This is a genomic window from Mycobacterium sp., from assembly GCF_036273375.1.
GTDB lineage: Bacteria > Actinomycetota > Actinomycetes > Mycobacteriales > Mycobacteriaceae > Mycobacterium.
The window spans coordinates 1-24,067 of record NZ_DASUHS010000270.1 but is presented as its reverse complement, the minus strand read 5'-3'; the positions used below and the strand labels follow the sequence as shown (position 1 = coordinate 24,067).

General features: G+C 66.6%; 25 protein-coding genes. 12 read left to right on the top strand and 13 right to left on the bottom strand.

Features of this window, described 5'->3' with window-relative positions; translation table 11 throughout:
* Positions 1-95: 95 nt before the first annotated feature.
* The 7 genes from VFW69_RS23585 to VFW69_RS23555 all read right to left on the bottom strand — a co-directional run bounded on the left by VFW69_RS23585 (position 96) and on the right by VFW69_RS23555 (position 5,836).
* A complete protein-coding gene (locus VFW69_RS23585) occupies positions 96-278 on the bottom strand; it encodes a YegP family protein (RefSeq protein ID WP_526505175.1) in 183 nt (60 codons plus the stop codon).
* Between the two features lie 30 nt (positions 279-308).
* Positions 309-869, bottom strand: coding sequence for a hypothetical protein (locus VFW69_RS23580; protein WP_526505173.1), 561 nt, complete (start codon positions 867-869; stop codon positions 309-311).
* Between the two features lie 312 nt (positions 870-1,181).
* A complete protein-coding gene (locus VFW69_RS23575; RefSeq protein WP_526505203.1) occupies positions 1,182-1,856 on the bottom strand; it encodes a methyltransferase family protein in 675 nt (224 codons plus the stop codon).
* Positions 1,857-1,863: 7 nt separating this feature from the next.
* Positions 1,864-3,507, bottom strand: coding sequence for an ABC transporter permease (locus tag VFW69_RS23570; protein ID WP_526505171.1), 1,644 nt, complete (start codon positions 3,505-3,507; stop codon positions 1,864-1,866).
* The gene (locus VFW69_RS23565) at positions 3,504-4,457 is read right to left on the bottom strand and encodes an ABC transporter ATP-binding protein (protein WP_526505169.1); all 954 of its coding nucleotides are present in this window, start codon (positions 4,455-4,457) and stop codon (positions 3,504-3,506) included. The genes VFW69_RS23570 and VFW69_RS23565 overlap by 4 nt, the downstream gene beginning before the upstream one ends.
* Complete coding sequence (locus VFW69_RS23560; protein WP_526505167.1) at positions 4,447-5,085, bottom strand: TetR/AcrR family transcriptional regulator; 639 nt, start codon at positions 5,083-5,085, stop codon at positions 4,447-4,449. The genes VFW69_RS23565 and VFW69_RS23560 overlap by 11 nt, the downstream gene beginning before the upstream one ends.
* Before the next feature lie 82 nt (positions 5,086-5,167).
* Positions 5,168-5,836 carry an O-methyltransferase gene (locus tag VFW69_RS23555; protein ID WP_526505165.1) on the bottom strand — a complete coding sequence of 223 codons (669 nt, stop codon included), beginning with the start codon at positions 5,834-5,836 and terminating at the stop codon, positions 5,168-5,170.
* 201 nt (positions 5,837-6,037) lie between these two features.
* On the opposite strand from VFW69_RS23555, the gene sigE reads away from it, so the two are divergent.
* From sigE to tatB, 4 genes are all read left to right on the top strand, one after another.
* Positions 6,038-6,793, top strand: a complete 756-nt coding sequence (sigE, locus tag VFW69_RS23550) for an RNA polymerase sigma factor SigE (RefSeq protein WP_526505163.1) — start codon at positions 6,038-6,040, stop codon at positions 6,791-6,793.
* 131 nt (positions 6,794-6,924) lie between these two features.
* Positions 6,925-7,320, top strand: coding sequence for an anti-sigma E factor RseA (gene rseA / locus VFW69_RS23545; protein WP_526505161.1), 396 nt, complete (start codon positions 6,925-6,927; stop codon positions 7,318-7,320).
* Positions 7,321-7,540: 220 nt separating this feature from the next.
* The gene (gene htrA / locus VFW69_RS23540; protein ID WP_526505159.1) at positions 7,541-9,052 is read left to right on the top strand and encodes a serine protease HtrA; all 1,512 of its coding nucleotides are present in this window, start codon (positions 7,541-7,543) and stop codon (positions 9,050-9,052) included.
* Complete coding sequence (gene tatB, locus VFW69_RS23535) at positions 9,052-9,468, top strand: Sec-independent protein translocase protein TatB (protein WP_526505157.1); 417 nt, start codon at positions 9,052-9,054, stop codon at positions 9,466-9,468. Before htrA ends, tatB begins: the two co-directional genes overlap by 1 nt.
* 38 nt (positions 9,469-9,506) lie before the next feature.
* Here the strand turns inward: tatB and VFW69_RS23530 are convergent, their stop codons facing one another.
* The 5 genes from VFW69_RS23530 to VFW69_RS23510 form a co-directional block, all read right to left on the bottom strand.
* Complete coding sequence (locus VFW69_RS23530) at positions 9,507-10,664, bottom strand: P-loop NTPase (protein ID WP_526505155.1); 1,158 nt, start codon at positions 10,662-10,664, stop codon at positions 9,507-9,509.
* Between the two features lie 88 nt (positions 10,665-10,752).
* Positions 10,753-12,114, bottom strand: coding sequence for a lytic transglycosylase domain-containing protein (locus VFW69_RS23525; protein WP_526505153.1), 1,362 nt, complete (start codon positions 12,112-12,114; stop codon positions 10,753-10,755).
* A 107-nt stretch (positions 12,115-12,221) separates the two neighbouring features.
* Positions 12,222-12,764: a DUF1003 domain-containing protein gene (locus VFW69_RS23520; protein ID WP_526505151.1), complete on the bottom strand. Its 543-nt coding sequence runs from the start codon at positions 12,762-12,764 to the stop codon at positions 12,222-12,224.
* Positions 12,761-14,068, bottom strand: coding sequence for a magnesium transporter MgtE N-terminal domain-containing protein (locus tag VFW69_RS23515; protein ID WP_526505149.1), 1,308 nt, complete (start codon positions 14,066-14,068; stop codon positions 12,761-12,763). Before VFW69_RS23515 ends, VFW69_RS23520 begins: the two co-directional genes overlap by 4 nt.
* 57 nt (positions 14,069-14,125) lie before the next feature.
* Entirely contained in the window at positions 14,126-14,758 is a 633-nt protein-coding gene (locus VFW69_RS23510) for a DUF4190 domain-containing protein (protein WP_526505147.1), read from the bottom strand.
* 234 nt (positions 14,759-14,992) lie between these two features.
* Between VFW69_RS23510 and VFW69_RS23505 the strand changes: the two genes are divergently transcribed.
* The 6 genes from VFW69_RS23505 to VFW69_RS23480 all read left to right on the top strand — a co-directional run bounded on the left by VFW69_RS23505 (position 14,993) and on the right by VFW69_RS23480 (position 20,547).
* On the top strand, positions 14,993-15,517 hold the full coding sequence (locus VFW69_RS23505) for a YflT domain-containing protein (protein WP_499921504.1): 525 nt from the start codon (positions 14,993-14,995) through the stop codon (positions 15,515-15,517).
* A 24-nt stretch (positions 15,518-15,541) separates the two neighbouring features.
* Positions 15,542-16,954 (top strand): extracellular solute-binding protein, encoded by a 1,413-nt coding sequence (locus VFW69_RS23500; protein WP_526505144.1) that lies wholly within the window; start codon positions 15,542-15,544, stop codon positions 16,952-16,954.
* 97 nt (positions 16,955-17,051) lie between these two features.
* A complete protein-coding gene (locus tag VFW69_RS23495; protein ID WP_526505201.1) occupies positions 17,052-17,939 on the top strand; it encodes a carbohydrate ABC transporter permease in 888 nt (295 codons plus the stop codon).
* Entirely contained in the window at positions 17,929-18,780 is an 852-nt protein-coding gene (locus tag VFW69_RS23490) for a carbohydrate ABC transporter permease (RefSeq protein ID WP_526505142.1), read from the top strand. The genes VFW69_RS23495 and VFW69_RS23490 overlap by 11 nt, the downstream gene beginning before the upstream one ends.
* Positions 18,781-18,784: 4 nt before the next feature.
* Positions 18,785-19,963, top strand: a complete 1,179-nt coding sequence (locus VFW69_RS23485) for an ABC transporter ATP-binding protein (RefSeq protein ID WP_526505140.1) — start codon at positions 18,785-18,787, stop codon at positions 19,961-19,963.
* Entirely contained in the window at positions 19,960-20,547 is a 588-nt protein-coding gene (locus VFW69_RS23480) for a suppressor of fused domain protein (protein ID WP_526505137.1), read from the top strand. The genes VFW69_RS23485 and VFW69_RS23480 overlap by 4 nt, the downstream gene beginning before the upstream one ends.
* A 19-nt stretch (positions 20,548-20,566) precedes the next feature.
* Here the strand turns inward: VFW69_RS23480 and corA are convergent, their stop codons facing one another.
* Positions 20,567-21,667, bottom strand: coding sequence for a magnesium/cobalt transporter CorA (gene corA, locus VFW69_RS23475; RefSeq protein WP_526505135.1), 1,101 nt, complete (start codon positions 21,665-21,667; stop codon positions 20,567-20,569).
* Positions 21,668-21,856: 189 nt separating this feature from the next.
* Between corA and VFW69_RS23470 the strand changes: the two genes are divergently transcribed.
* Positions 21,857-22,846 carry a malate dehydrogenase gene (locus tag VFW69_RS23470; RefSeq protein WP_526505133.1) on the top strand — a complete coding sequence of 330 codons (990 nt, stop codon included), beginning with the start codon at positions 21,857-21,859 and terminating at the stop codon, positions 22,844-22,846.
* A gap of 73 nt (positions 22,847-22,919) precedes the next feature.
* Positions 22,920-24,067: NAD(P)-dependent malic enzyme (locus tag VFW69_RS23465; protein WP_526505131.1), on the top strand; the 1,148-nt coding region annotated here is incomplete at its 3' end.

Sequence of the window (24,067 nt, the reverse complement as noted above, 5' to 3'; positions counted from 1 at the left end):
GCCAGCCCACTGGACGGCTCCTTTTACCTGAACCTCGGGCACGATCAGATACCCGATAGCCAGAAGAAGTACCCGGCTTCCGGCGGACTTATGCCCTAGGCAGCTAACCAAGTTGGGCTACCCGTCTTGTCCACCACCGCGGCACCGGGAGCGTTGGTCTGAACAGACTTGATGCCGTTCTGCGCGCTGGCCTTCGTCTTGTAGCCCTCGCTGCTGGCGATGATTTCGCCGTTGGGTGCCTTCCGGTGGAATCGATATTTCGCCGCTTTTGTCTCCATGACAACCCGAACGTGGGTTTCCCGCGCGAATCAGGTGTGGACCATCCAGCCCGCTTCGGCGTAGGGAGCGGGTTGCTCGGGATCGTTGATCTCGATGTACAGGTCGCCTCCCGTCGGCATAGCGAAGCCGACGAATCCATGTGCGGTCTGCCCATCGTGAAGGCCGCCCGATTGCAGCGGGGGCATCTTGTCGAGCCTCTGGTAGTCGACCGCAAGCGTTGCAGGCTGGGGCGCATCGTCGGGATGAGTCCATGGCTGATTGCCACCGCCGTACCCGGCGAATATATAGCGCTGGTCGACCTGGAAGAATCGGTGGGACGTCGCGGTGATAGTCACTTCCACCACGTTGCATGCGGAGCCATACGTCGGATTCGCAAAATGAGAAGTGCACCCCGGCGGGAACCACGCTGCACTGTTGACCGTGATGTCGGCGGTCGCACCGCCAGCCGCCCGCGCATGCACGGGCACGCCGATCTGACCGGTCGGGAACGGTGGACTCTCGGACGTGGGGTCAGCCGAACCGGAGGGACACGGACATACGGCAATGACCACGGCGACCGCGGCGGCCGCAATTCCAGATCCCGCGCGCACCTCTGGAGGTTACCCGCAGTACTGCCGCGAAAAACGCTGGACAGTATGCCCGGGCCAAGCTAATGCGGGATTGGACCCGTTGCTACAACCTCGATGACCCCGAGGTGTTCGGCCTTAGGTCGGGTGCACCGGATCCGGTGTGCTCAGAGCGTCCAGCGCAGTCATGCGCTGCCCTCGCGGGAAATTCGTCCCGGTAAGCGTGAAATCCAATGCTGCTGTACGACAGTCGCCGAAACTCGACCAATTCGTAACAGTCGCAGCGCGGTGGCCGATTATGCAGCACGCCATTACCTTAAGTGGCTGATCCGGTCGCTACCAGATGTAGGGCACCAGCCGATAGCGCACGCGTCGGGCGTATTCGCGGTATCCGGGTAAGTCCCGGACGAGCAGCTTTTCTTCGTCGAGGATGCGCAGCGCGAGCACCAGGGCGCCCGGGGGGACGAAGAGCAAACCCCAGTAAGAGCCGAGCGCCAGGGGGATACCGGTCATCATGATCACATTTCCGACGTACATCGGGTGGCGCACGAATCTATAGAGGCCGTGGGAAGCGACCGTCTGGCCGGTTTCCACCGTGACCGTGGCTGCGGCATAGCTGTTTTGGGCGATCACCAGCATGGCGATGCCGAGGCCCGTCGCCACCAGCACGTCGCCGAGCACCGACACCAGGGGAGCCACCGACGACCAGCCGAACCGATGATCGAGCGCGCTGAACACCATCGTCGCGAAAAGGCCCAGAAACGAGCCGGTGATGATGAACTTCTGCGCTTTTCGGGGTTCCGCCCGGGGGCCCGCGCGCATGCGGCGCTGCAGGGCCGCGGGATTGGTCCGGGCCAGGTAGACGGTGGGGATCAGGGTCGCCGCCGTGAACACGGCGACAAAGAGCCACGCCTGCCAGTAGTGCAGCGTGCCGGCCGGCAGGAGGAGTATCAAGATCAACGAGAGAATGCCCCACACGGATGACGCGGTTACACGGATCCCGGTTTTCATCATGCTCCTAGCAGCGTAGATCGCGGTGTCGAAAAGCCATGGCCCCCAGCACCATCAGCCCTACGTCGATTGCTGATAGCCATAACAGTGGTACAACGGTGAAATCGGCGCCGATCCGCGGGATGTGTGCGAAGGGCTCGGCGTCGAGCAACCACTGCGAGAACCCGGCCAACGACCCGATCAGGTATAGGGAGACGAACCCGATCAGCACGCCCCAGGCCACCGGCGTCAGGCGTGGCGCAATGCCGAACACGCAGACGGTCACGGCCGACAAGAGCCACACCGCGGGCACCTGGACGGCCGCGCTTGCAACGACCATGGGCAGCTTGCCGCCGACATCGCCGGCCGCGATCCCGTAGGCGACACCGGCTGTCACTCCGCTGGCCAGCATCGCAACCGCGGATCCGGCGAGTGCGGTCACCAAATGGCTTGCCAGCCAGCGGGTTCGCGACACCGCACCGGCCAGCACCGTTTCAGCTCGCTGGCTTGACTCCTCCTGGTGTAACCGCAACGTCAGCGAGACGACGAACGCCGCGGCCACCATCCCCATCATGACGAACGCGACAGCGATGAACGCCTCCTCGAGGGCGCTGGTGCCGCCCATCCGTGCCACGATGTCACGCGCGACACCGCTGTCGCCCAGCTCGTCGCCGATGCCGTGCACCACGCTGCCGATGAGCAGGCCATACAAGCACAGCCCCACGGTCCACAGCAGCAGCGCGGCGCGGTCCAGCCGCCATGTCAGCCCGAAGGCGTTGCCCAACGCCGGCGCGGCGTCAGCGGGGCCGGGGCGCTCCGCGATGAGCCCTGCGCCGACGTCGCGGCCGGCCAACAGCCGGTACGCCAGGGCGGTCAACGCGGCCGTCGTCACCAGGTGCAGCAGCAGCACCCACCAGCGATCGCCCGCATACGGTTTGACCTGAAGCGACCACCCGAGCGGAGACAGCCACGACAGCGTGCCGTCGCCGGCGTCACCGACGGCACGCAGGGTGAACGCCGCGCCCAGTACCGCGAAGGCGGCACCGCGGGCGAACCGGGCGCTCGGCGACAGCTGCGCGGTCACCGCGGCGACGGCGGTGAACACCAGGCCGGAGCAGGCCAGCGCGGCCCCGAACGCCAGCGACCCGGCGGCCGGGACGTCGGTGCTCAACAGGCCGGCAGCACCGATCGCGCCGGTGGCAATCGATGCTGCGAACGCCAGCAGCAGCGCCGCGCTCAGGGCCGCGTAGCGGCCGATAGCGGTCGAGTCCACCAACTCGGTCCGCCCGTTCTCCTCGTCGCCGCGGGTGTGCCGGATCATCGTGAGGATCACGGCCACCGCGATCAGCGCGTGGAACATTCCGGCTTTCCAAATGCCCACGGCGCCAAGGCTGTCGTTGTGTATCTGGCCGTAGAGCGCACGCTGGGCCGGGCTGGCCATGATGGAAGCCTGAAACCCGGCGCGGGCCGAAGCGCTGGGGTAGATTTTTTCGATGCTGCCGACGTACACCGTGGCCAACGGCACCGACAGCAACAGCACCCACAGCGGCATCGAGACGCGGTCACGCCGTAGGTAGAGCCGCAGCATGGAGAGCGTTCCGGAGAAGCTCGAACTATCAAGCGGCACGGGCGATGCCGATGCGAAGGGCCGGTTCAGCGTGGTCGTGCTCATGACAGCGAGACCTTTGCTTCATCGCGGCCGTGACGACCGTCGCCGTCCGACGTGTCGTAGTGGCGCAGGAAAAGCTCTTCGAGGGTCGGCGGCTGGCTGACAAGGCTGCGCACCCCGGCATCACCGAGTACGCGGATAAGCTCGCCCAGGCTTTCGCTGTCGACTTGGGCGCGCAGCGTGGTGCCCTCGACGCTGACGTCCTCGACGCCTTTGATCCGTCTGAGATCGCCCGGGTCACCTGTCATTTCGGCCTTGATCGAGGTGCGGCTCAGGTGCCGCATGGAGTTCAGCGAACCGCTTTCGATGGTTTTGCCGGCGCGGATGATTGTCACCCGCTCGCACAACGCCTCCGTTTCGGCCAGGATGTGACTGGACAACAACACCGTCGCACCCCGGTCGCGGGCCTGCGCCACGCACTGCTGAAACACGTTCTCCATCAAAGGGTCCAGCCCGCTGCTCGGCTCATCCAGGAGCAGCAGCCTGGCCTGCGACGAGAACGCCGAAATCAACGAGACCTTCTGGCGGTTGCCTTTGGAATATGTGCGGGCTCTCTTGTGCGGGTCCAGGTCGAAGCGCTCGATCAGTTCGGCGCGGCGCTTCTTGTCGATGCCGCCCCGCATCCGGGCCAGCAGGTCGATGGTCTCACCGCCGGTCAGCGACGGCCACAGCGTCACGTCGCCTGGCACGTAGGCAATTTGGCGGTGCAGGGCGACGGCCTGGGTCCATGGGTCGCCGCCGAGCAGCCGCACGCTGCCGCCGTCGGCCTTCGCCAAGCCCAGCAGGATGCGGATGGTCGTCGACTTCCCGGCGCCGTTGGGCCCGAGGAACCCGTGCACTTCGCCTTCCTGCACCGTGAGGTCCAGGCCGTCGAGCGCCCGCACCGCACCGAAATTTTTGGTGAGACCGCGGATCTCGATCGGCGCAGAACCGGTGAGTTTGTCAGTTGGCATCAGATTCTCCTTGATCTTCAGCGGCCAGGAATGCGTCGTACATGGTCCGGTCGGTCAGCAGTCCCTCGGTGTAGACCTCGAGCGCGGGCAAAATCATGTCGCGCGAGTAATCGCGCAGTACCGCACGCAGATCCGTTGGCGTTTCATGCATTTGGATGTAGAGAAGGAAGCCGCCGCCGCCGGTGATGGCCAGGAACCTGGCCCGCGCCTTGGGATCGTGGCTGGGCTTGATCGTCCCGGCGCGCACGCCCTCTTCCATGTATTCCTCGGCGTTGTCGATCATTCTGCGCCACAGCATGTTTGCCAGATCACCGCCGGACTGCATGCTGCGCACCAGGTACGCCATCAGCGGCGCGTACTCCTCGATCTCGGCCATCTGTGCGAACCAGGTGGCCGGGTCGTTGGATTGCAGCGCCTCCGACTTGGTGCCGCGGATCGTCTCGGCGATGTAGTCTTCGCAGGCCTTGCGCAGGCCGTCCTTGGAGCCGAAGTGGTGGATGACCAGCGCGGCACTCACGCCGGCCGCTTCGGCGATGGCGCGAAGCCCGACGCCGAACCCGTGCTCGCCGAATTGTTCGATGGCCGCATCCCGAATCCGGGCGGCTGCCGTCAAGTCGGCTGAACGCATGTTCAGTACATTAAACGCACGTTCAGTCCGCGGTCAAGCACGACGCGCGTCAAGAATTCATAAATTTGTGCCTCGCTGCGGATCAGTCGCGGACGGCGGCCAGAATGCCGTCGCCGAGCGGCACCAGGGCGGGGGTGAGGCGCTCATCCTCGGCGATCAGCCGTGCCGCTTCCCGCACCGCGACCACCTCGGCGTCGCGGGCGGCCGGATCACCGGCCCGTCCGCCCAGCGCGGCGCGGTGCACCACGATCACGCCACCGGGGCGCAGCAGCCGCACGCCCTCGACGACGTAGTCCGGCTGATCTATTGGGTCGGCGTCGATGAACACCAGGTCGTAGGACTCGTCGGCGAGCCGGGTGAGCACCTCTTGGGCGCGGCCACCGATCAGTCGGGTGCGCGACGGACCGATCCCGGCTTCGGTGAACGCCTGCTTGGCCAGCCGCAGGTATTCGGGCTCGATGTCAATCGTCGTCAAGACGCCGTCGTCGCTCATGCCGGACAACAGCCACAGCCCACTGACGCCCGCGCCGGTGCCCACCTCCGCGATGGCCTTGCCGCCACTCAGCTTGGTGAGCAGGCTCAGCAACGCGCCGACCGCCGGTGTCACCGCGCCCGCGCCGATGTCCACGGCCCGCTCGCGGGCGGCCGCCAACAGCGCGTCCTCCGATATCGAGCTTTCGGCGTGCGCGAAAAGCGATTCGGCCCGGCTGGGCGCTCCCTGCCCGGGGGCTTCTGCGTCGGTGCCGTCCATGCCCGCAGCGTATTCCACTTCGGCGCGCAGTCCGACAGGCGCGCCTGAATCCGCTTTTGGTGACACGCCCCACGGTCTCCGCGCGTTTAAGGTCACTGCACGATGGATATTTCCTGCACAGCGCAGGTAACGATACGGTTTCTCAGGTTCAGCTCAGACTGTTCATATACCGCACATACTCCGGTACGCGACGGTAGCCCTATGCATCGCGGAGGGCGTTGGAGTGGGAATACCGAATCAGAACTACCTGTTGCCGCAAATGACGAAGTGCCACTGCTTGGCACGCCGGATTCGGAGGACTTGATCATCACCACGCTTCTCAGCCCGTCCAGCATGTCCCATGCGCAGGAGCTCCCCGCCGACGAGTGGGTGCAGCCGGCCGGTGAGCTGCAAGGGACCGCGGTTTTCGACGCGACTGGAGACAAGGCGGCCATGCCTTCATGGGACGAGTTGGTGCGCCAGCATGCCGACCGGGTGTACCGGCTGGCTTATCGGCTCTCCGGCAATCAGCATGATGCCGAGGACCTCACCCAGGAGACCTTCATCCGGGTTTTCCGGTCGGTGCAGAACTACCAGCCGGGAACGTTCGAAGGGTGGTTGCACCGCATCACCACGAACCTGTTCCTCGACATGGTGCGCCGGCGCTCGCGCATCCGGATGGAAGCGCTGCCCGAGGACTACGAGCGGGTGCCCGCCGACGAACCCAACCCCGAGCAGATCTACCACGATTCGCGGCTGGGGCCTGACCTGCAGGCCGCGCTGGATTCGCTACCGCCGGAGTTTCGTGCCGCAGTCGTGCTCTGCGACATCGAGGGCCTGTCCTACGAGGAAATCGGTGCCACTTTGGGCGTCAAGCTGGGCACCGTGCGCAGCCGCATCCACCGCGGGCGCCAGGCCTTGCGGGACTACCTGGCCGCGCACCCCGATCACGACTTGCTGCGCGCCAAGTCGGCGTAACCACCGACCCGCCCGCCTAACGTTCGGGCAGCTATTCAGCGGCTTTGCGGCCTTAGCCTCGGTATCGCGCGCCCTCTCGCGCTACATTCGACATAAGGCTGCAATAAGAATTGAGTGGCGAGGAGTTGGTGATGCCCGATCGAGGACATGTGTTCCGCCGCGCATTCTCCTGGCTCCCCGCTCAGTTCGCCTCCCAAAGCGACGCGCCCGTCGGCGCACCGCGCCAGTTCGGTTCCACCGAGCACCTGTCCGTCGAAGCGATCGCGGCTTTCGTCGACGGCGAGCTGCGGATGAACGCGCACCTGCGGGCCGCGCATCATCTCTCGTTGTGCGCCCAGTGTGCGGCCGAGGTCGACGACCAGAGCCGGGCACGTGCGGCGCTGCGCGATTCGCGCCCTATCCGCATCCCCAGCACCTTGCTGGGCATGCTGGCCGACATTCCCTATGAGTCGCCCGACGATTCCTCCGCGCAGGCATCCGACCGTTTCGTGGATCGCGACGGCCGTGAGCGGCGCAAGCGCGGCTGACGGCCGTGAGCGGCGCAAGCGCCGCTAGCGTGCCGCTTTCGCACCGATACCCACGTGATCGATCGGCGGCCGGGGCCGTGCGGCTTCCCCACACGCGCGTTCCTGCCGACCGACGGCGCGCCATGGATACTAGGGTGGACACCGACAACGCCGGTGCCGCGTATTTCGCCCGGTAAAGGCCTGTCTCGAGCGCTCAAATAGAGGATCCAAAAGGGATAACGTGACCTCCGACCAAGGCTACGACCAAGCAAAAGACAGCGGCAACCGCTTAGCGCCGCGCCCCATCTCGCGTCCGCCGGTCGACCCCGCATCGAGTCGGGAGTTCGGTCGTCCCGACGGCCTGCGCGGGTCGTTCTTGGCCGAACGAGTCCGTCCGCAGAAGTACCGGGACCAGGGTGAATACCGGCCGAGCGACCGAGCGGCCGACCCCGTCCTGCAGGAGGCATTCCACCGTCCGGACGGCAGCCCCGACTCGCTGCAGCGCCACCCGGTGGACACCAACGCGCTGGCCGCCGAGAAAGACGGTGTGGAGCCCGACGAGCTCGACGATCCCTGGCGAGACCCTGGGGCAGCGGCGGCGTTGGGCACCCCGGCGGTCGCGCCGTCGTGGTCCGGGACCGCGCTGGGCTACGGCGGCAAACTGGGCGTGCGCGACGTGTTGTTCGGCGGCAAGGTGTCTTACCTTGCGTTGCTGGTCTTGCTGCTGATCGCATTGGTCATCGGCGTGCTCGGCGGTGTGATCGGTCGCAAGACCGCCGAGGTCGCCGAGGCGTTCACCACCTCCAAGGTGACGCTGTCGACCAGTGGCAACGGCGAGGGCCCGGCCGGACGCTTCGCCAAGGTGGCGGCGGCGACCGAGGGCGCCGTGGTGACCATCGAGTCCAAGAGCGACCAAGAGGGCATGCAGGGCTCCGGCGTGGTCATCGACGGCCGCGGCTACATCGTCACCAACAACCACGTCATCTCCGAGGCGGCGAACAACCCCAGCCAATTCAAGACGACGGTGGTGTTCAACGACGGCAAAGAGGTGCCGGCAAACCTGGTGGGCCGCGACCCCAAGACCGACCTGGCCGTGTTGAAGGTCGACAACGTCGACAATCTGTCGGTGGCGCGCCTCGGCGATTCCGACAAGGTGCGGGTGGGTGACGAAGTCCTGGCCGCGGGTGCGCCGTTGGGCCTGCGCAGCACCGTGACGCACGGCATCATCAGCGCGCTGCACCGACCGGTGCCGCTGTCGGGGGAGGGCTCGGACACCGACACGGTGATCGACGCGCTGCAGACCGACGCGTCGATCAACCATGGAAACTCCGGCGGTCCGCTGATTGACATGGATTCGCAGGTGATCGGCATCGACACCGCGGGTAAGTCGTTGTCCGACAGCGCAAGTGGGCTGGGCTTCGCGATCCCGATCAACGAGGCCAAGCAGGTCGCCCAGACGCTGATCAAGGATGGCAAGATTGTGCACCCCACGCTGGGGGTCAGCACCCGGTCGGTGAGCAACGCGATCGCTTCCGGCGCCCAGGTGGCCAACGTGAAGGCCGGCAGCCCCGCGCAAAAGGGCGGAATCCTGGAAAACGACGTCGTCGTCAAGGTCGGTAACCGCAAGGTGGCCGACGCCGACGAGTTCGTCGTCGCCGTGCGGCAGTTGACCATCGGCCAGGATTCCCCGATCGAGGTCGTCCGCGACGGCCGGCACGTCACGCTGACCGTCAAACCAGACCCCGACAGCTGATGTTCGGCAGTCTGAGCTGGGAACACATGCTCGTCCTCGTCGTGGTCGGGCTGGTGGTCCTTGGGCCGGAGCGGCTGCCGGGTGCCATCCGGTGGACGTCGAACGCCTTGCGTCAGGCGCGTGACTACCTCAGCGGTGTGACCAGTCAGCTGCGCGAGGACCTCGGGCCGGAGTTCGACGATCTGCGCGTTCCGCTCAGCGAACTGCAGAAGCTACGGGGCATGACTCCGCGTGCGGCCTTGACCAAGCATCTGCTCGACGGCGACGACTCCTTCCTGACCGGCAGCTTTGACAAACCGCTTAATGGTGCGCCGCCGCAGATTCCGCGGTCGGACCCCGCCGCGGCGAACGGGCAGGCGCTGGCGGCCGAACAGCGGCCCGGCGGTCACACGCCATTCGACGCCGACGCGACGTGAACGGCATCGAGCGCGGCGGCCGTTAGGGTCGCGCCTCCTCAGCGCCGGGTCGGATCGAGTCCGAGCGATACGCCGGCAAGTCCGCGCTTGCGCGACGACAAGCTGTCGGCCACCCCGCGCAGCGCCTTACCGACCGGCGAATCGGGTGCGCTGAGCACCAGCGGCGTGCCGGAATCGCCCGCGGCCACCAGCTCGGGATCCAGCGGGATCTGCCCCAGCAGTGGCACGTCGGCGCCGACCGCCCGGGAAAGCCGCTCGGCCACTTGCTGGCCACCGCCCTCACCGAACACCTGCAGCGTGGAGCCGTCGGGCAGGGTGAGCCCGGACATGTTCTCCACGACGCCGACGAGGCGCTGGCGGGTCTGCAGCGCGATGCTGCCGGCCCTCTCGGCAACCTCGGCCGCGGCCAGCTGCGGCGTCGTCACCACCAGGATCTCCGCGTTGGGGATCAGCTGCGCCACCGAGATGGCGATGTCGCCGGTTCCCGGCGGCAGGTCGAGCAGCAGCACGTCCAGATCGCCCCAGTACACGTCGGCGAGGAACTGCTGCAGCGCGCGGTGCAGCATTGGCCCGCGCCACACCACCGGGGTGTTGCCCTCGGTGAACTGAGCGATGGAGATGACCCGCACCTCGTGTGCGATGGGCGGCAGGATCATCGACTCGACCTGGGTGGGCCGGTCGGTGGTGCCCATCATCCGGGGGATCGAGTGACCGTGGATATCGGCGTCCAGCACACCGACCGACAGGCCGCGGACCGCCATCGCCGCCGCCAGATTGACCGTGACGGTGGACTTCCCGACTCCGCCCTTCCCGGACGCGACGGCGTAGACCCGGGTCAGCGAATTCGGTTGCGCGAACGGGATAACCGGTTCGCGGGCATCGCCGCGCAACTGCTTGCGCAACTCGGTACGTTGCTCGTCGTTCATCACGTCCAGGGTGACCTTGACCGCGGCGGTGCCCGGGACGTCGGCGACCGCCTGGCTGACGCGGTCGCTGATCTCGGTTTTCTTCGGGCAGCTGGCGGTGGTCAGGTAGATCGTGACATGCACCGCACCGTCGGGTTCGGTGTCGATGCTCTTGACCATCCCGAGTTCGGTGATCGGACGCCGCAGTTCGGGGTCGATCACCTTGCCCAGGGCGGTGCGGATCGCCGCGCTCAGGTCGGCTGCTGAATCAGAAGAGTCATGGCGGGACATCACCGCCGAGTGTAGGCGTGCGCGACGATGCGGTTTAGCGGCGACCCGCTGCGGCCCGGCTTCGCCGCGTGCGATCGCCGCTGGCCGGTTAGCTGGCCGGACCGGGTCCCGGGTGCTTCGGCTGGGGTGCGCCAGGCGCCGCGCCCGACGGGCCGGCGGACTTGGGCGCCTGTCCGGCTTGCGAGGGTCCGGCGGCCGGACGCGTTGGCGCCGCGGCCGGCGGCGCCAACGGTGGGCCGGCATCCGGGGGCGGCGCGCCGAACGGCGGTGCCGCCGGGGGCGCGAACGGCTGCGGCGGACTCGCGGCCGGCGGTTGGGGCGCGAACGGCTGCGGCGCACCCGCGGGCGGCGTGCCCTGCGAACCGATGCAGATCACCGTGCAACCGGGCATCCGGGCCGGCGCCTGCTGGGGCGTGGGCGTCATCCAGGGGAACATCGGCTGGGAACTGGCCCCTGGACTGCTCAAGTCGATCAGCGGAACACGAGCCAGCGGGTCGTCCAGCGGCAGGCCGTTGATGTTCATCGGCAGGTTGGGTCCGAGCCCTTCGGCGTGCTCGAGGTGCGCGTCGCCCAGCGGCGGCGGCGGTCCGGTCATCGGCGGCAGGTCGACCGGCACGACGCCAGTGGCGTAGGCCGCCGCCCAGCCCAACACGTTCTGCGCGTAGGGCATCGAGTTGTTGTAGCGCAGGATCGCGGTCAAGACTTGCGACTGCTCGCGCAGGTTGAGTCCGCCGCTGCACAGGTACCGCGCGGCCGCCAGGGTGGAGTCGAAAATGTTCTGCGGATCCGCCACGCCGTCGCCCTTGGCGTCGGAGGCGTAGCGCGCCCACGTCCCCGGCAGGAACTGCATCGGCCCCATTGCGCGGGCGTAGGTGACGCGGCTGCCGGCGCTGCTCTGGATGATGGTTTCGTTACCGGGCAGCGTGCCGTCCAGGGACGGGCCGTAGATCGGGCTGATCGCGGTGCCGCGCGCGTCGACCGCACCGCCGCCCGCGTGGCCCGATTCGATGCGCCCGATCCCGGCCAACAGGTTCCAGCTGACGCCGCAGCCCGGCGCGGCGACGGCCATCTTCTGTTCCGCATTGCGGTACGCGGCCAGCGCGATGCTTGGAATGCCCAGTGCGCCACGCGCATTCACGATCATCGCCGGCGGCGGAGCGGACAACGCGGGCTCGGCGACGTGAAAGGCGGTGGGGCCGCGGTCCACTGCGACGACGGCGGGCCCGGTGAGGTCGGGGAAGGTCGGGGAGACCGCGGCCACCGGGGTGACGGCCGCATGCCTCGACGGCATTCGCATCGGGAGCGAAGGAGCAGCTGCGCTGACCGCCCCCGCGAAGACCAATGGAGTAATCATTGCCACGCCGAAAATCGGCTTGCGCGTGTTCCGAAGTGCTCGCTGCCGCACAGACGCGGCGGCGGGGCTTTCACCCCGGCTTCCCCCTATGCGCACTCGACCGTCCTAGATGTGTGAGCTGGGTCCACTTTCTGTTAGCCCGGTGAACCAGATCACCATACATAACTCTTGTGGCACGAGTGGCGCAATGGTCGAAATGGTTTTCACCTCGATTTCTTAGCGGTTCGCTCGAGGGCGTCGCCGCTTTGAACCGGGTCGGCAGCTGCGGTTTCCGGCTGCAATTTGGCCAATAAATCGCGCAGGTCCTCGAGCTCGTGGCGCAGGTACTCACGCGTCACCACCTCGCCGACGGCCAGCCGCACGGCGGCCAGTTCGCGGGCCAAGTACTCGGTGTCGGCCTTGGTCTGCGCTGCACGGCGGCGGTCGTCTTCAAGTGCGACGCGGTCCCGATTCTCCTGACGGTTCTGGGCCAGCAGGATCAATGGCGCCGCGTAGGCGGCCTGCGTGGAGAAGGCCAGGTTCAGCAAGATGAACGGATAGGGATCCCAGCGCAGCCCCACGGCGAACAGGTTCAGCGCGATCCACACGAAAACCAAGATCGTCTGCAGGAGTAGGTACCGGCCGGTGCCGAAGAAGCGTGCAATCGACTCGGTGAACTGCCCGACGGTATCGGGATCCAGCCGCGGCGAGTACCTGCGCGATGTCCGCGGCGTGTAGAGCCCCCGCGGAGCCGTGGACTTGCTCACGCGGATCCTCCCAGTCCTTCGAGCCGGCCGGCGGTGTCGAGTTCCTGCATATCCACCCGCCAGTCGTGCGGCAGCAGGTGATCAAGCAGGTCGTCGACGGTGACCGCCCCCAGCAGGTGGTTCTCGTCATCGACCACGGGACCGCATACCAGGTTGTACGCGGCGAGGTAGCGGGTCACCGAGACCAGCGGTGTTTCCGGCGTCAAGGTGAGCAGGTCGCTGTCGACGATCCCGCCGACCAGTTCGCCGGGTGCCTCGCGCAGCAGTCGCTGCAGCGCCACACAACCGAGGTAGCGCCCGGTGGGGGTGGCCGTCGGTGGACGCACCACGAACACCATGGACGACAGAGCGGCGCTGAGGTCGGGGTCGCGGACGCGGGCCAGCGCCTCGGCGACCGCCGTGTCCGCGGTCAGCACCACCGGGTCCGGGGTCATCAAGCCGCCCGCGGTGTCGGGCGAGTGGGTGAGCAGCCGGCGCACCGAGGCCGAATCTCCGGGATCCATGCGGGTCAGCAGCATCTCCGCGTCGGTCGGATTCAGCACGCCGAGCAGGTCGGCCGCGTCGTCGGGATCCATCTCCTCGAGCACGTCGGCGGATCGCTCGGTGCCCAGCTGCGACAGCACGTCGGCCTGATCCAACTCGGGCAGCTCCTGCAGGATGTCGGCCAGCCGATCGTCGTTGAGCGCCTTGAGCACCTCGTAGCGGCGCTTGGGCGGCAGCCCCCGGATGGCGTCGGCGACGTCCACCGGTTTGCGGCCCTCGAACTGGTCCAGCAGTTGCGCCACGCCTTGGCCCGGCAGCGCCAGGGCCGAGGGCGTCAAGCCCTGCACGTTGTGCCAGTCGACGACGTGGACCGGGCCCCGCCGTCCCAGCCGGCGTTGGCTGCGCACGGCAACCCGGCTCACCATCCAGTCCCGCGTTCGGGTCTGCTCGATGCCCAGGTCGGTGACCACCACGTCCAGCCCGGCCAACTCGGGCAGTTCGGGGTCATTGACCTTCACGACGGTGTCGAGCACCTGGCCGATCGCGAGCACCTCCCCGGGCCGTTGGACGAAATGACGCAAGGACACGTTGCCGGTGCTCAGCGTCACGGCGTTGGGCTCGATGGAGCCGACGCGCAAGATCGGAATGAAGATGCTGCGCCGCGTCGCGAGGTCGACGACCAAGCCGAGCACGCGCGGTTGCTGGCGCACGATGCTGATACTGATCACAACATCGCGCACTCGCCCGACGGATTCGCCGAGCGGACCCAACACCAACATCCGCGACAGCCGCGCGACATACACCCTGTTGACCGATCCCATGGAAGTAGAGCCTAGGCAGCCGTCGGTCCGATGGCAGACGACCCGGGGCCGGCGTCGCTAACGCGTGTGCATCGCGAACAGCAGGAACACCAAAGTTACGCCCAGGGTGGCGATTCCGATGACGATGCCGGCAACTGCTAGACCAAAGCCGTCCTGGCCAGTCCGCTTGATCTGTCTCACGGCGATCGCACCGAGCACTATCGCCACGATCGACCCGATGCAGCACAACAGGCCGGTGAACGAAGAGATGAGAGAGGCGATCGCCAGCGCGTTCGTCCCGGGCTTCTGCGGCGGCGCCGACCCATAGCCGCCCTGGTAATCGGGCGTGGGGTAGTAACCCCCCTGGTAATCCGGCGTGGGGTAGTAGCCGCCCGGATAAGCGGGAGGCCCGTAGGTGGGTGGGCCGCCATAGGGCGGAGGCGGCGGCGGATAGGCCGGCGCGCCATAGCCCGGCGGCTGCTCGTATCCGGGTGGGGGAGCAACGGGCGGTGGGTAGGACTGCGGGTAGCCGGATGCGTAGTCGGGACTTGGCGGGGGGTACAGCGGCGGCGCAGATTCGGCTGGCAGCGGCGCGGCGGGCGGTTGCCAGGGTGCGGTCGCATCCGGCTGCTCGCCGGCTCCGCTGCCGGCGGGCGAGTCGGCCTTGTCGTCGTGGCCGCTCTCGCCGAAGCCGCCCCCGGGAGCTGTCATGGTGTTCAACCTAGCCCATGCGCAGGTGGCGGACGCCGCCGCGAAACGCCGACGGCACACGAAGGTGCCGCACGGGTTTCGGGCCTGGTCAGAGCGAAACCTCGGCTCTCGTGGCACCGCGCATGGCATTGGACCGCAGGGTGCATCGTGTTTTCGCAGGTGGCGGGAGATCCGCGGATAGGGTGAGGAGACCTGAGATGAAACGACGGCTGAGGCGGAGGACAATGAGCGGCGATGACTAATCCTTTCCAGCCCGGGCAGGTTCCCGGCGCAACGCCTCCAGGCGCGGCGGGGCGGCGTGGGACGCCCGGACTGCCGACGCCGCCGCGGGGTTGGCCGGTCGGGTCCTATCCCACCTACGCCGAGGCGCAGCGCGCGGTCGACTACCTGTCTGATCAGCAGTTCCCGGTGCAGCAGGTGACCATTGTCGGTGTCGACCTGATGCAGGTGGAGCGGGTCACCGGCAGGCTGACGTGGCCCAAGGTGCTTGGCGGCGGCGTGCTGAGCGGGGCGTGGCTGGGGTTGTTCATTGGGCTCGTGCTGGGCTTCTTCAGCCCGAACCCGTGGGGGGCGCTGGCCACGGGTCTGGTCGCCGGTGTTTTCTTCGGACTGATCACTTCCGCTGTTCCTTATTCGATGGCCCGTGGCACAAGGGATTTCAGCTCGACCATGCAGTTGGTAGCCGGGCGCTACGACGTGCTTTGTGATCCGCAAAACGCAGAGAAGGCGCGGGACCTGTTGGCGCGCTTGGCGATCTGAGGCCCGCGCGAGAGGTGTGAATCAGTGGTGAGTCGGCGCGGGCGCGTGCGCCGGATGGGCGCAGTCGCGCTGGCGATGGCGATCATCGCCGCGACAGTATCGGCTTGCGGTTCCGGGAGTCACGGGCTGGTCATCAGCTTCTATACGACGGCCGCCGACGGTGCGACGTTCACGGCGGTGGCCCAGGACTGCACGAAGCAATTCAATGGCCGCTTCGCCATTCAGCAGATCAGTCTGCCCCGGGCCCCCGGCGAGCAGCGTTTGCAGTTGGCCCGCCGGCTGACCGGACACGACCGCACGCTGGACGTGATGTCGCTGGACGTGGTGTGGACGGCCGAGTTCGCCGAGGCCGGTTGGGCGTTGCCGTTGTCCGGCGATCCCGAAGGCCGGGCCGACGCCGACGCCACAATGGACACATTGCCGGGCCCCCTGTCGACGGCGCGCTGGCAAGGCAAGCTGTTCGGAGCACCCATCACCACCAACACCGAATTGCTCTGGTATCGGCCCGATTTGGTGGCCCAGCCGCCACGGACCTGGGACGACATGGTGTCTGAAGCCACCAGATTGCACGAGGCGGGACAGCCCAGCTGGATCGGCGTGCAGGCCAACGAGGGCGAAGGTCTGGTGGTCTGGTTCAACACGCTGCTGGTGAGCGGGGGCGGTCAGGTGCTCTCCGAAGATGGCCGCCGCGTCACACTCACCGACACGCCGGTGCACCGGGCGGCCACCGTCAATGCGCTGCGCATCCTCAAGTCGGTGGCAGTCGCGCCTGGAGCCGATCCGTCGATCAGCCGGACCGACGAGAGCACTGCGCGGTTGGCCGTCGAACAAGGTCGGGCTGCGCTCGCAGTCAACTGGCCGTACGCGCTGGCGTCCATGCTGGAGAACGCGGTGAAGGGCGGGGTGCCCTTCCTGCCGCTGAACCGGAATCCGAAGCTGGCGGGCAGCATCAACGACGCCGGAACATTCGTGCCGAACGACGAGCAATTCCGTATCGCGTATGAAGCCAGCCAGAAAGTTTTCGGCTTCGCGCCGTATCCCGGTGTGGCGCCGGGCCGTCCGGCCAAGGTAACCATCGGCGGGGCGAACCTGGCGGTGGCGAGCACCACCCGTCACCGTGCCGAAGCATTCGAAGCCATTCGCTGCCTGCGTGATCTGCAGCATCAGAAGTACGTTTCGATCGAGGGCGGCCTGCCCCCGGTACGCACCTCGCTGTATTCCGATCCGCAATTCCAGAGCAAATATCCGATGTACACCATCATTCGCCGGCAGCTCACCGATGCCGCGGTGCGCCCGGCAACGCCGGTCTACCAGGGTGTGGCCATCCGGCTCGCCGCGACGCTGAGCTCGATCGCCCAGATCGAACCCGAGCGGACCGCCGACGAGCTCAGCACCCAGGTGCAGAAAGCGATCGACGGAAAAGGGTTGCTGCCGTGACCCGCGCCGGCGACGATGCAGAGCGACGCGATGAGAAGAAGCGGCGCCGATGACAACAGCCGCCCCCGAAACACGCCCCGCGCGAACGTCTTCCGCGATGCCCCGATTTCGCGGCCGGCCGTCCGAACAGCGGCTGGCGTTTCTTCTGGTCGCACCGGCGGCGATCCTGATGCTGGCGGTGACGGCGTATCCGATCGGCTACGCCGTGTGGTTGAGCCTGCAGCGCAACAACCTTGCCGTCCCCAATGACACCGGGTTCGTCGGCCTGAACAACTATGTGACGATCCTGACCGACCGTTATTGGTGGACCGCGCTGGCGGTGACGCTGGGCATCACGGTGGTTTCGGTGTCCCTGGAATTCGTGCTGGGCCTCGCGCTGGCGCTGGTCATGCACCGCACCCTGGTCGGTAAAGGCCTGGTCCGCACCGCGGTCCTGATCCCGTACGGCATCGTCACCGCGGTCGCGTCGTACAGCTGGTATTACGCCTGGACGCCGGGCACCGGTTATCTGGCCAACCTGCTGCCGCAGGGCAGTGCACCGCTGACCGATCAGATCCCGTCGCTGGCGATCGTCGTCCTCGCCGAGGTCTGGAAAACCACGCCGTTCATGTCGCTGCTGTTGCTGGCCGGCTTGGCCCTCGTTCCGGAAGATCTGCTCAAAGCAGCCGAAGTCGACGGCGCCGGGGCGTGGTTGCGGCTGACCAGAGTCACGCTGCCGATCATCAAACCGGCGGTGGTGGTCGCCTTGTTGTTCCGGACCCTGGACGCGTTTCGCATCTTCGACAACATCTACGTGATCACCAACGGCGCCAACGGCACCGGATCGGTGTCGATGCTCGGCTACGACAACCTGTTCAAGGGCTTCAATGTCGGGCTCGGCTCTGCCATCAGCGTGCTGATCTTCTTCTGTGTCGGTCTGATCGCCCTGCTATTCATCAAGGCGTTCGGTGCGGCGGCGCCCGGGGGAGACGTCGATGGCCGCTAACGAGGTGGGCGTATCGACGGGGGCGCGGCGCACCGCGATCTGGGCCGTCATCGACACCCTGGTGGTGGTGTATGCGCTTGCGCCGGTGTTGTGGATCTTCAGCCTGTCATTGAAACCGAGCTCAACGGTCAAGGACGGCAAGCTGATTCCGTCATCGGCATCCCTGGATAACTATCGCGGCATCTTTCGCAGCGACTTTTTCAGCTCGGCGCTGATCAACTCCGTCGGGATCGGGTTGATCACCACCGTGATCGCGGTGGTGCTCGGTGCGATGGCAGCGTACGCGATTGCCCGGCTGGACTTTCCGGGCAAGCGGTGGCTGGTCGGGGCTACCCTGTTGATCACCATGTTTCCCGCGATCTCACTCGTGACACCGTTATTCAACATTGAACGATTCATCGGCTTGTTCGATACCTGGCCCGGCCTGATTCTGCCGTACATCACCTTTGCGCTGCCGCTGGCGATCTACACCCTGTCGGCCTTCTTCCGGGAGATCCCTTGGGATCTGGAGAAGGCGGCGAAGATGGACGGCGCGACACCGGCTCAGGCGTTTCGCAAGGTGATCGTGCCGCTCGCGGCGCCCGGCGTGGTGACGGCGGCGATCCTAGTATTCATCTTCGCCTGGAACGATCTGCTGCTGGCGTTGACGCTGACGGCCACCAAAGCGGCCATCACCGCACCGGTGGCGATCGTGAACTTCAGCGGCAGTTCCCAGTTCGAGGAGCCGACGGGATCGATCGCGGCCGGCGCCGTCGTGATCACGGTCCCCATCATCGTTTTTGTTTTAATCTTTCAACGACGAATCGTCGCCGGGTTGACCTCTGGCGCGGTGAAGGGATAACTCGATGGCCGAGATTGTGCTGGACCACGTCAGCAAGAGTTACCCCGACGGCGCCACGGCGGTGCACGACCTGAACCTCACCATCGCCGACGGCGAATTCCTGATACTGGTGGGCCCTTCGGGCTGTGGCAAGACCACGACGCTGAACATGATTGCGGGGCTTGAGGACATCTCGTCCGGCGAGCTGCGCATCGGCGGCGAACGGGTGAACGAGAAAGCGCCCAAAGACCGCGACATCGCGATGGTGTTCCAGTCCTATGCGCTTTACCCGCACATGACGGTGCGGCAGAACATCGCCTTTCCATTGACGCTGGCCAAGATGAAGAAGTCCGAGATCGCCCAGAAGGTCGAGGAGACGGCGAAAACCCTTGACCTGACCGATCTTCTGGACCGCAAGCCATCGCAGTTGTCGGGCGGGCAGCGGCAGCGGGTGGCGATGGGCCGCGCCATCGTGCGCCATCCCAAAGCGTTTCTGATGGACGAGCCGCTGTCCAACTTGGATGCGAAATTGAGGGTCCAGATGCGCGGCGAGATCGCCAGGCTGCAGAAGAGGCTGGGCACCACGACGGTTTACGTCACCCACGACCAGACCGAGGCCATGACACTGGGCGACCGCGTCGTGGTGATGCATTCCGGTGTTGCGCAACAGATCGGCGCACCGGACGAGCTGTATGAGCATCCGGCCAACCTGTTCGTCGCAGGCTTCATCGGTTCGCCGGCGATGAATTTCTTCCCCGCCAAGCCGACGCCCGTTGGGCTCAAACTGCCGTTCGGCGAGGTGATGCTGGCACCGGAAATCCAAGAGATGATCGCCCGGCATCGGGAACCCGCGAACGTCATCGTCGGCGCGCGGCCCGAGCATCTGTCCGACGCCGGACTGATCGACGGTTACCAGCGCATCAGGGCGCTGACCTTCGAGGTGAAGGTCGACTTGGTCGAGTCGCTGGGCGCGGACAAGTACGTCTACTTCTCCACCGCGGCGTGGGCCGCGCACTCGGCCCAGTTGGACGAGCTGGCAGCCGAGTCGGACTCCCGTGAAAACGAGTTCGTGGCAAGGGTTCCCGCCGAATCGAAGGCGGCCATCGGCCAATCGATCGAGTTGGCGCTCGACACCACCAAGCTGGTGGTCTTCGATGCGGATTCCGGGGCCAACCTGACCATCGCGCCGTCGGGGACCCCGTGACGTCGGATCGGGTGCGCGCGCATCTGCAGGCTCACTTCACCGACGCCGAGCCCGATGCGGCGAGCGTGACATTCCTGGGCACCGAGACCATCGAGGTGTTGCGTTTCCGCGAGCCGGACGGAACGGTGCACTACGTCACGCTGGGCTGCTCGCGCCACCCGATGACCGAACCGACGCTCGACGTCGCCGATCCGTTGCGCGGTCCGCGCGCCGAAATCGTGCTGCAGTTGCGCGATCCCGGTCCGGTCTCCGGGATCGCGCGCAGCCTGGCGATCCTGGCGGCGGCGCCGGCCGTCGACGGGGTGGTCTTGTGCGCCGACGCGTTGGTCGATCTCGGCTCGCCGCTGTGGGCATCCCCGTCGACGAGGGTGCCCTTCACCGCCGTGCTGTTGGGCCGCAGCGAGATTGGCGATCTGCCGCTGGAGCCGCCCCGCGACCGTGTGCAGTTCCTGTCGGCGACCCCCATCACCGCCACCGAAGCGGCGTGGGTGCGGCTCAAGGGTGCCGAGGCGATGCGTGAAGCGTGGGACAACGACGGCGTCGACGTGCTGGATCCGAAACGCCCTGCCGCACAGCCCAATTGACGGGCCGATCAGAGGCGCGCTAGAGCCAGTTGTTGCGCCGGAACTGGAAGTACAGGCCCACACAGGAGACGGTCATGACGGCCATGATTCCCGGGTAACCCCACGTCCAGTTCAGCTCGGGCATGAAATGGAAGTTCATCCCGTAGATGGCGGCGACCATGGTGGGCACCGCCAAGATACCGGCCCAGGCCGCCATCTTGCGCATGTCGTTGCTCTGCTGCATCCCGACCCGGGCCAGCGCCGCCTGGATCAGCGAGTTGAGCATGTCGTCGTAGCTGGCGATCTGGTCCGCGGCCTCGGAGTGATGGTCGGCGACGTCGCGCAGATAGCGCCGCACCTCTTTGGAGATCACGTCCTTGTTGTCCATCTGGATACGATGGAACGCGGCCGACAGCGGATTGACGCACCGGCGCAGTTCGACTACCTCGCGCTTGAGCAGATAGATCGGTTCGACGTCGATCTTGCTGCCAGGGGCGAACGCCAGCCCCTCGATGCCGTCTATGTCCGACAACATCAAACTGCTCACCTCGAGGTAGTGGTCCACCACATGGTCGGCGATCGCGTGCATCACCGCGTAGGGGCCCAACTGCATCTGATCGGGGTCGCCGTCCATCCGCTTGCGCACGTCGGACAGTCCGCCGTGTTCGCCGTGGCGCACTGTGACCACGAAATCCTTATCGACGAAGACCATGATCTCGCCGGTCTCGACGATCTCGCGGGCCAGCACCACCGATTCGTGGGGCACGTAGTTGACGGTCTTGAGGACGAGGAACAGGGTGTCGTCGTAGCGCTCCACCTTGGGCCGCTGATGGGCGCACACCGCGTCTTCAACGGCCAGCGGGTGCAGCCCGAACACGTCGGCCACTTCTTGCATCTCGGACTGGTTGGGTTCGCGCAAGCCGACCCAGACGAATCCGTCGTGCCCCAGCGTTTCGATCTCACGCACTTTATCCAGGGCGGCCGCGTAGCCGAGTTTGCCGGGCAACCGGTGGCCGTCCGCGTAGACGGCGCAGTCAACCAGCGTCTCCTTGGGCGGTTCCGGTGCCGGCTCCGGCTTGGGGTGCGGTTCGTGTGCAAGGGGCCGAAGCGCTTCGGGCAATGCGTCAAATCCTTGGAACACGTCCACCTCCCACCAGCGCAGGTCCGACCAGGCGGTGGTCCATGGTACGCGTTCCGGCTGTTCAAAGCGCGACGATCAGGTGTCGGGAAAGCCCTGGTAGCGGACCGGAGATCGTCGGTTGAGAAGAGTGCGCTAGTTTCGAGCCGAAACCCGAATCTGCACGAACTTCTCCACAAGGAGTAAATCGACGTGAGCGCAAGTCCTCTCAAGGTCGCTGTCACCGGCGCCGCCGGCCAGATCGGCTACAGCCTGTTGTTCCGCCTGGCGAGCGGTTCGTTGCTCGGTGCCGACCACCCGATCGAGCTGCGTCTCCTTGAGATCGAGCCCGCCCTCAAGGCGCTGGAGGGCGTCGTGATGGAGCTCGACGACTGCGCGTTCCCGTTGCTGTCCGGCGTGGAGATCGGCGCCGATGCGAACAAGATTTTCGACGGTGTGAACCTCGCCCTGCTGGTCGGCGCGCGGCCGCGCGGCCCGGGCATGGAGCGCAGCGACCTGCTGGAGGCCAACGGTGCGATCTTCACCGCGCAGGGCAAGGCACTGAACTCCGTCGCCGCCGACGACGTCCGCATCGGCGTGACCGGCAACCCGGCCAACACCAACGCGCTGATCGCGCTGAGCAACGCCCCCGATATCCCGAAGGAGCGGTTCTCCGCGCTGACCCGCCTGGACCACAACCGGGCGATCTCGCAGCTGGCCAAGAAGACCGGCGCCGCGGTCACCGACATCAAGAAGGTGACCATCTGGGGCAACCACTCGGCCACCCAATACCCCGACATCTTCCACGCCGAGGTCGGCGGAAAGAACGCTGCCGAGGTGGTCAACGACCAGAACTGGATCGAGAACGACTTCATCCCAACGGTCGCCAAGCGCGGCGCGGCGATCATCGACGCGCGCGGCGCCTCCTCGGCCGCCTCGGCCGCCTCCGCCACCGTCGACGCCGCCCGGTCCTGGTTGCAGGGCAGCCCGGACGGCGACTGGGTGTCCATGGCGGTCCTCTCCGACGGCTCGTACGGCGTGCCCGAGGGGATCGTGTCGTCATTCCCGGTGACCACCAAGGACGGCAACTGGTCGATCGTGCAGGGGCTGGAGATCGACGAGTTCTCGCGCGGCCGCATCGACAAGACCACCGCCGAGCTGGTCGACGAGCGCGCCGCCGTCACCGAGCTCAAGCTGATCTGAGGCGCCGCGGGGCGGCACTGAGAGCCGCCTCACAGATTAGGCCTACTAACGGGTAGTCAGTACCCTGAAACGCGTGTCCGAATTGCTTGAATCGATACAGACGCATGCCGAGCAGGGCGTCATCACCGACGCGGAGATCTTCGAGGCACATGTAGGCGGCAAGCTTTCCGTAGGCCTGACGTCGCCCCTGGACACCCAGCGCGCGTTGTCGATCGCCTACACCCCCGGCGTGGCTCAGGTCAGCCGTGCGATCGCCGCCGACCACACCCAGGCGGCCCGCTACACATGGGCGAACCGGCTGGTGGCCGTGGTCAGCGACGGCAGCGCGGTGCTGGGTCTCGGTGATATCGGGCCCGCGGCGTCGCTGCCGGTGATGGAGGGCAAGTGCGCGCTGTTTCGGGCGTACGGCGGGCTGAACGCCATCCCGATCGTGCTGGACACCAAGGATCCCGACGAGATCGTCGAAACCCTGGTGCGGCTGCGCCCGACGTTCGGCGCCGTCAACCTCGAGGACATCTCGGCGCCGCGCTGTTTCGACATCGAGCGTCGCCTCATCGAGGCGCTGGACTGCCCGGTGATGCACGACGACCAGCACGGCACGGCGATCGTGGTGCTGGCCGCGCTGATGGGCGCCAGCAAGGCGCTCGGCCGCGACATGACCTCGCTGAAGGTGGTGGTGTCCGGAGCCGGTGCGGCCGGTGTCGCGTGCACGAATCTCCTTATGGCGATGGGTGTTTCGGACATCACCGTGCTCGACTCGCGCGGGGTTCTGCACACCGGTCGCGATGACATGAACGACGTCAAGGTGGCTCTGGCGCGGCGCACCAACCCCGCCGGCCTGACCGGCAGCCTGGCCGATGCCATCCGGGGCGCCGACGTGTTCCTGGGGTTGTCGGGGGGCGTAATTCCCGAAGAGATGATCGACTCCATGGCACCCAGCGGGATCGTGTTCGCTTTGTCCAATCCCGATCCGGAGATCCACCCGCAAATCGCGGCCAAATACGCCGCGGTGGTGGCCACCGGCCGTAGCGATTTCCCGAATCAGATCAACAACGTGCTTGCCTTCCCCGGGGTGTTCCGCGGCGCGCTGGAAGCCGGCGCGCGCCGGATCACCGAAAAGATGATGGTCGCCGCGGCCGAGGCGATCTTCTCCGTCGTCAGCGACGACCTCGCGCTCGACCGGATCGTCCCCAGCCCGCTGGACACCCGGGTCGGGGAAGC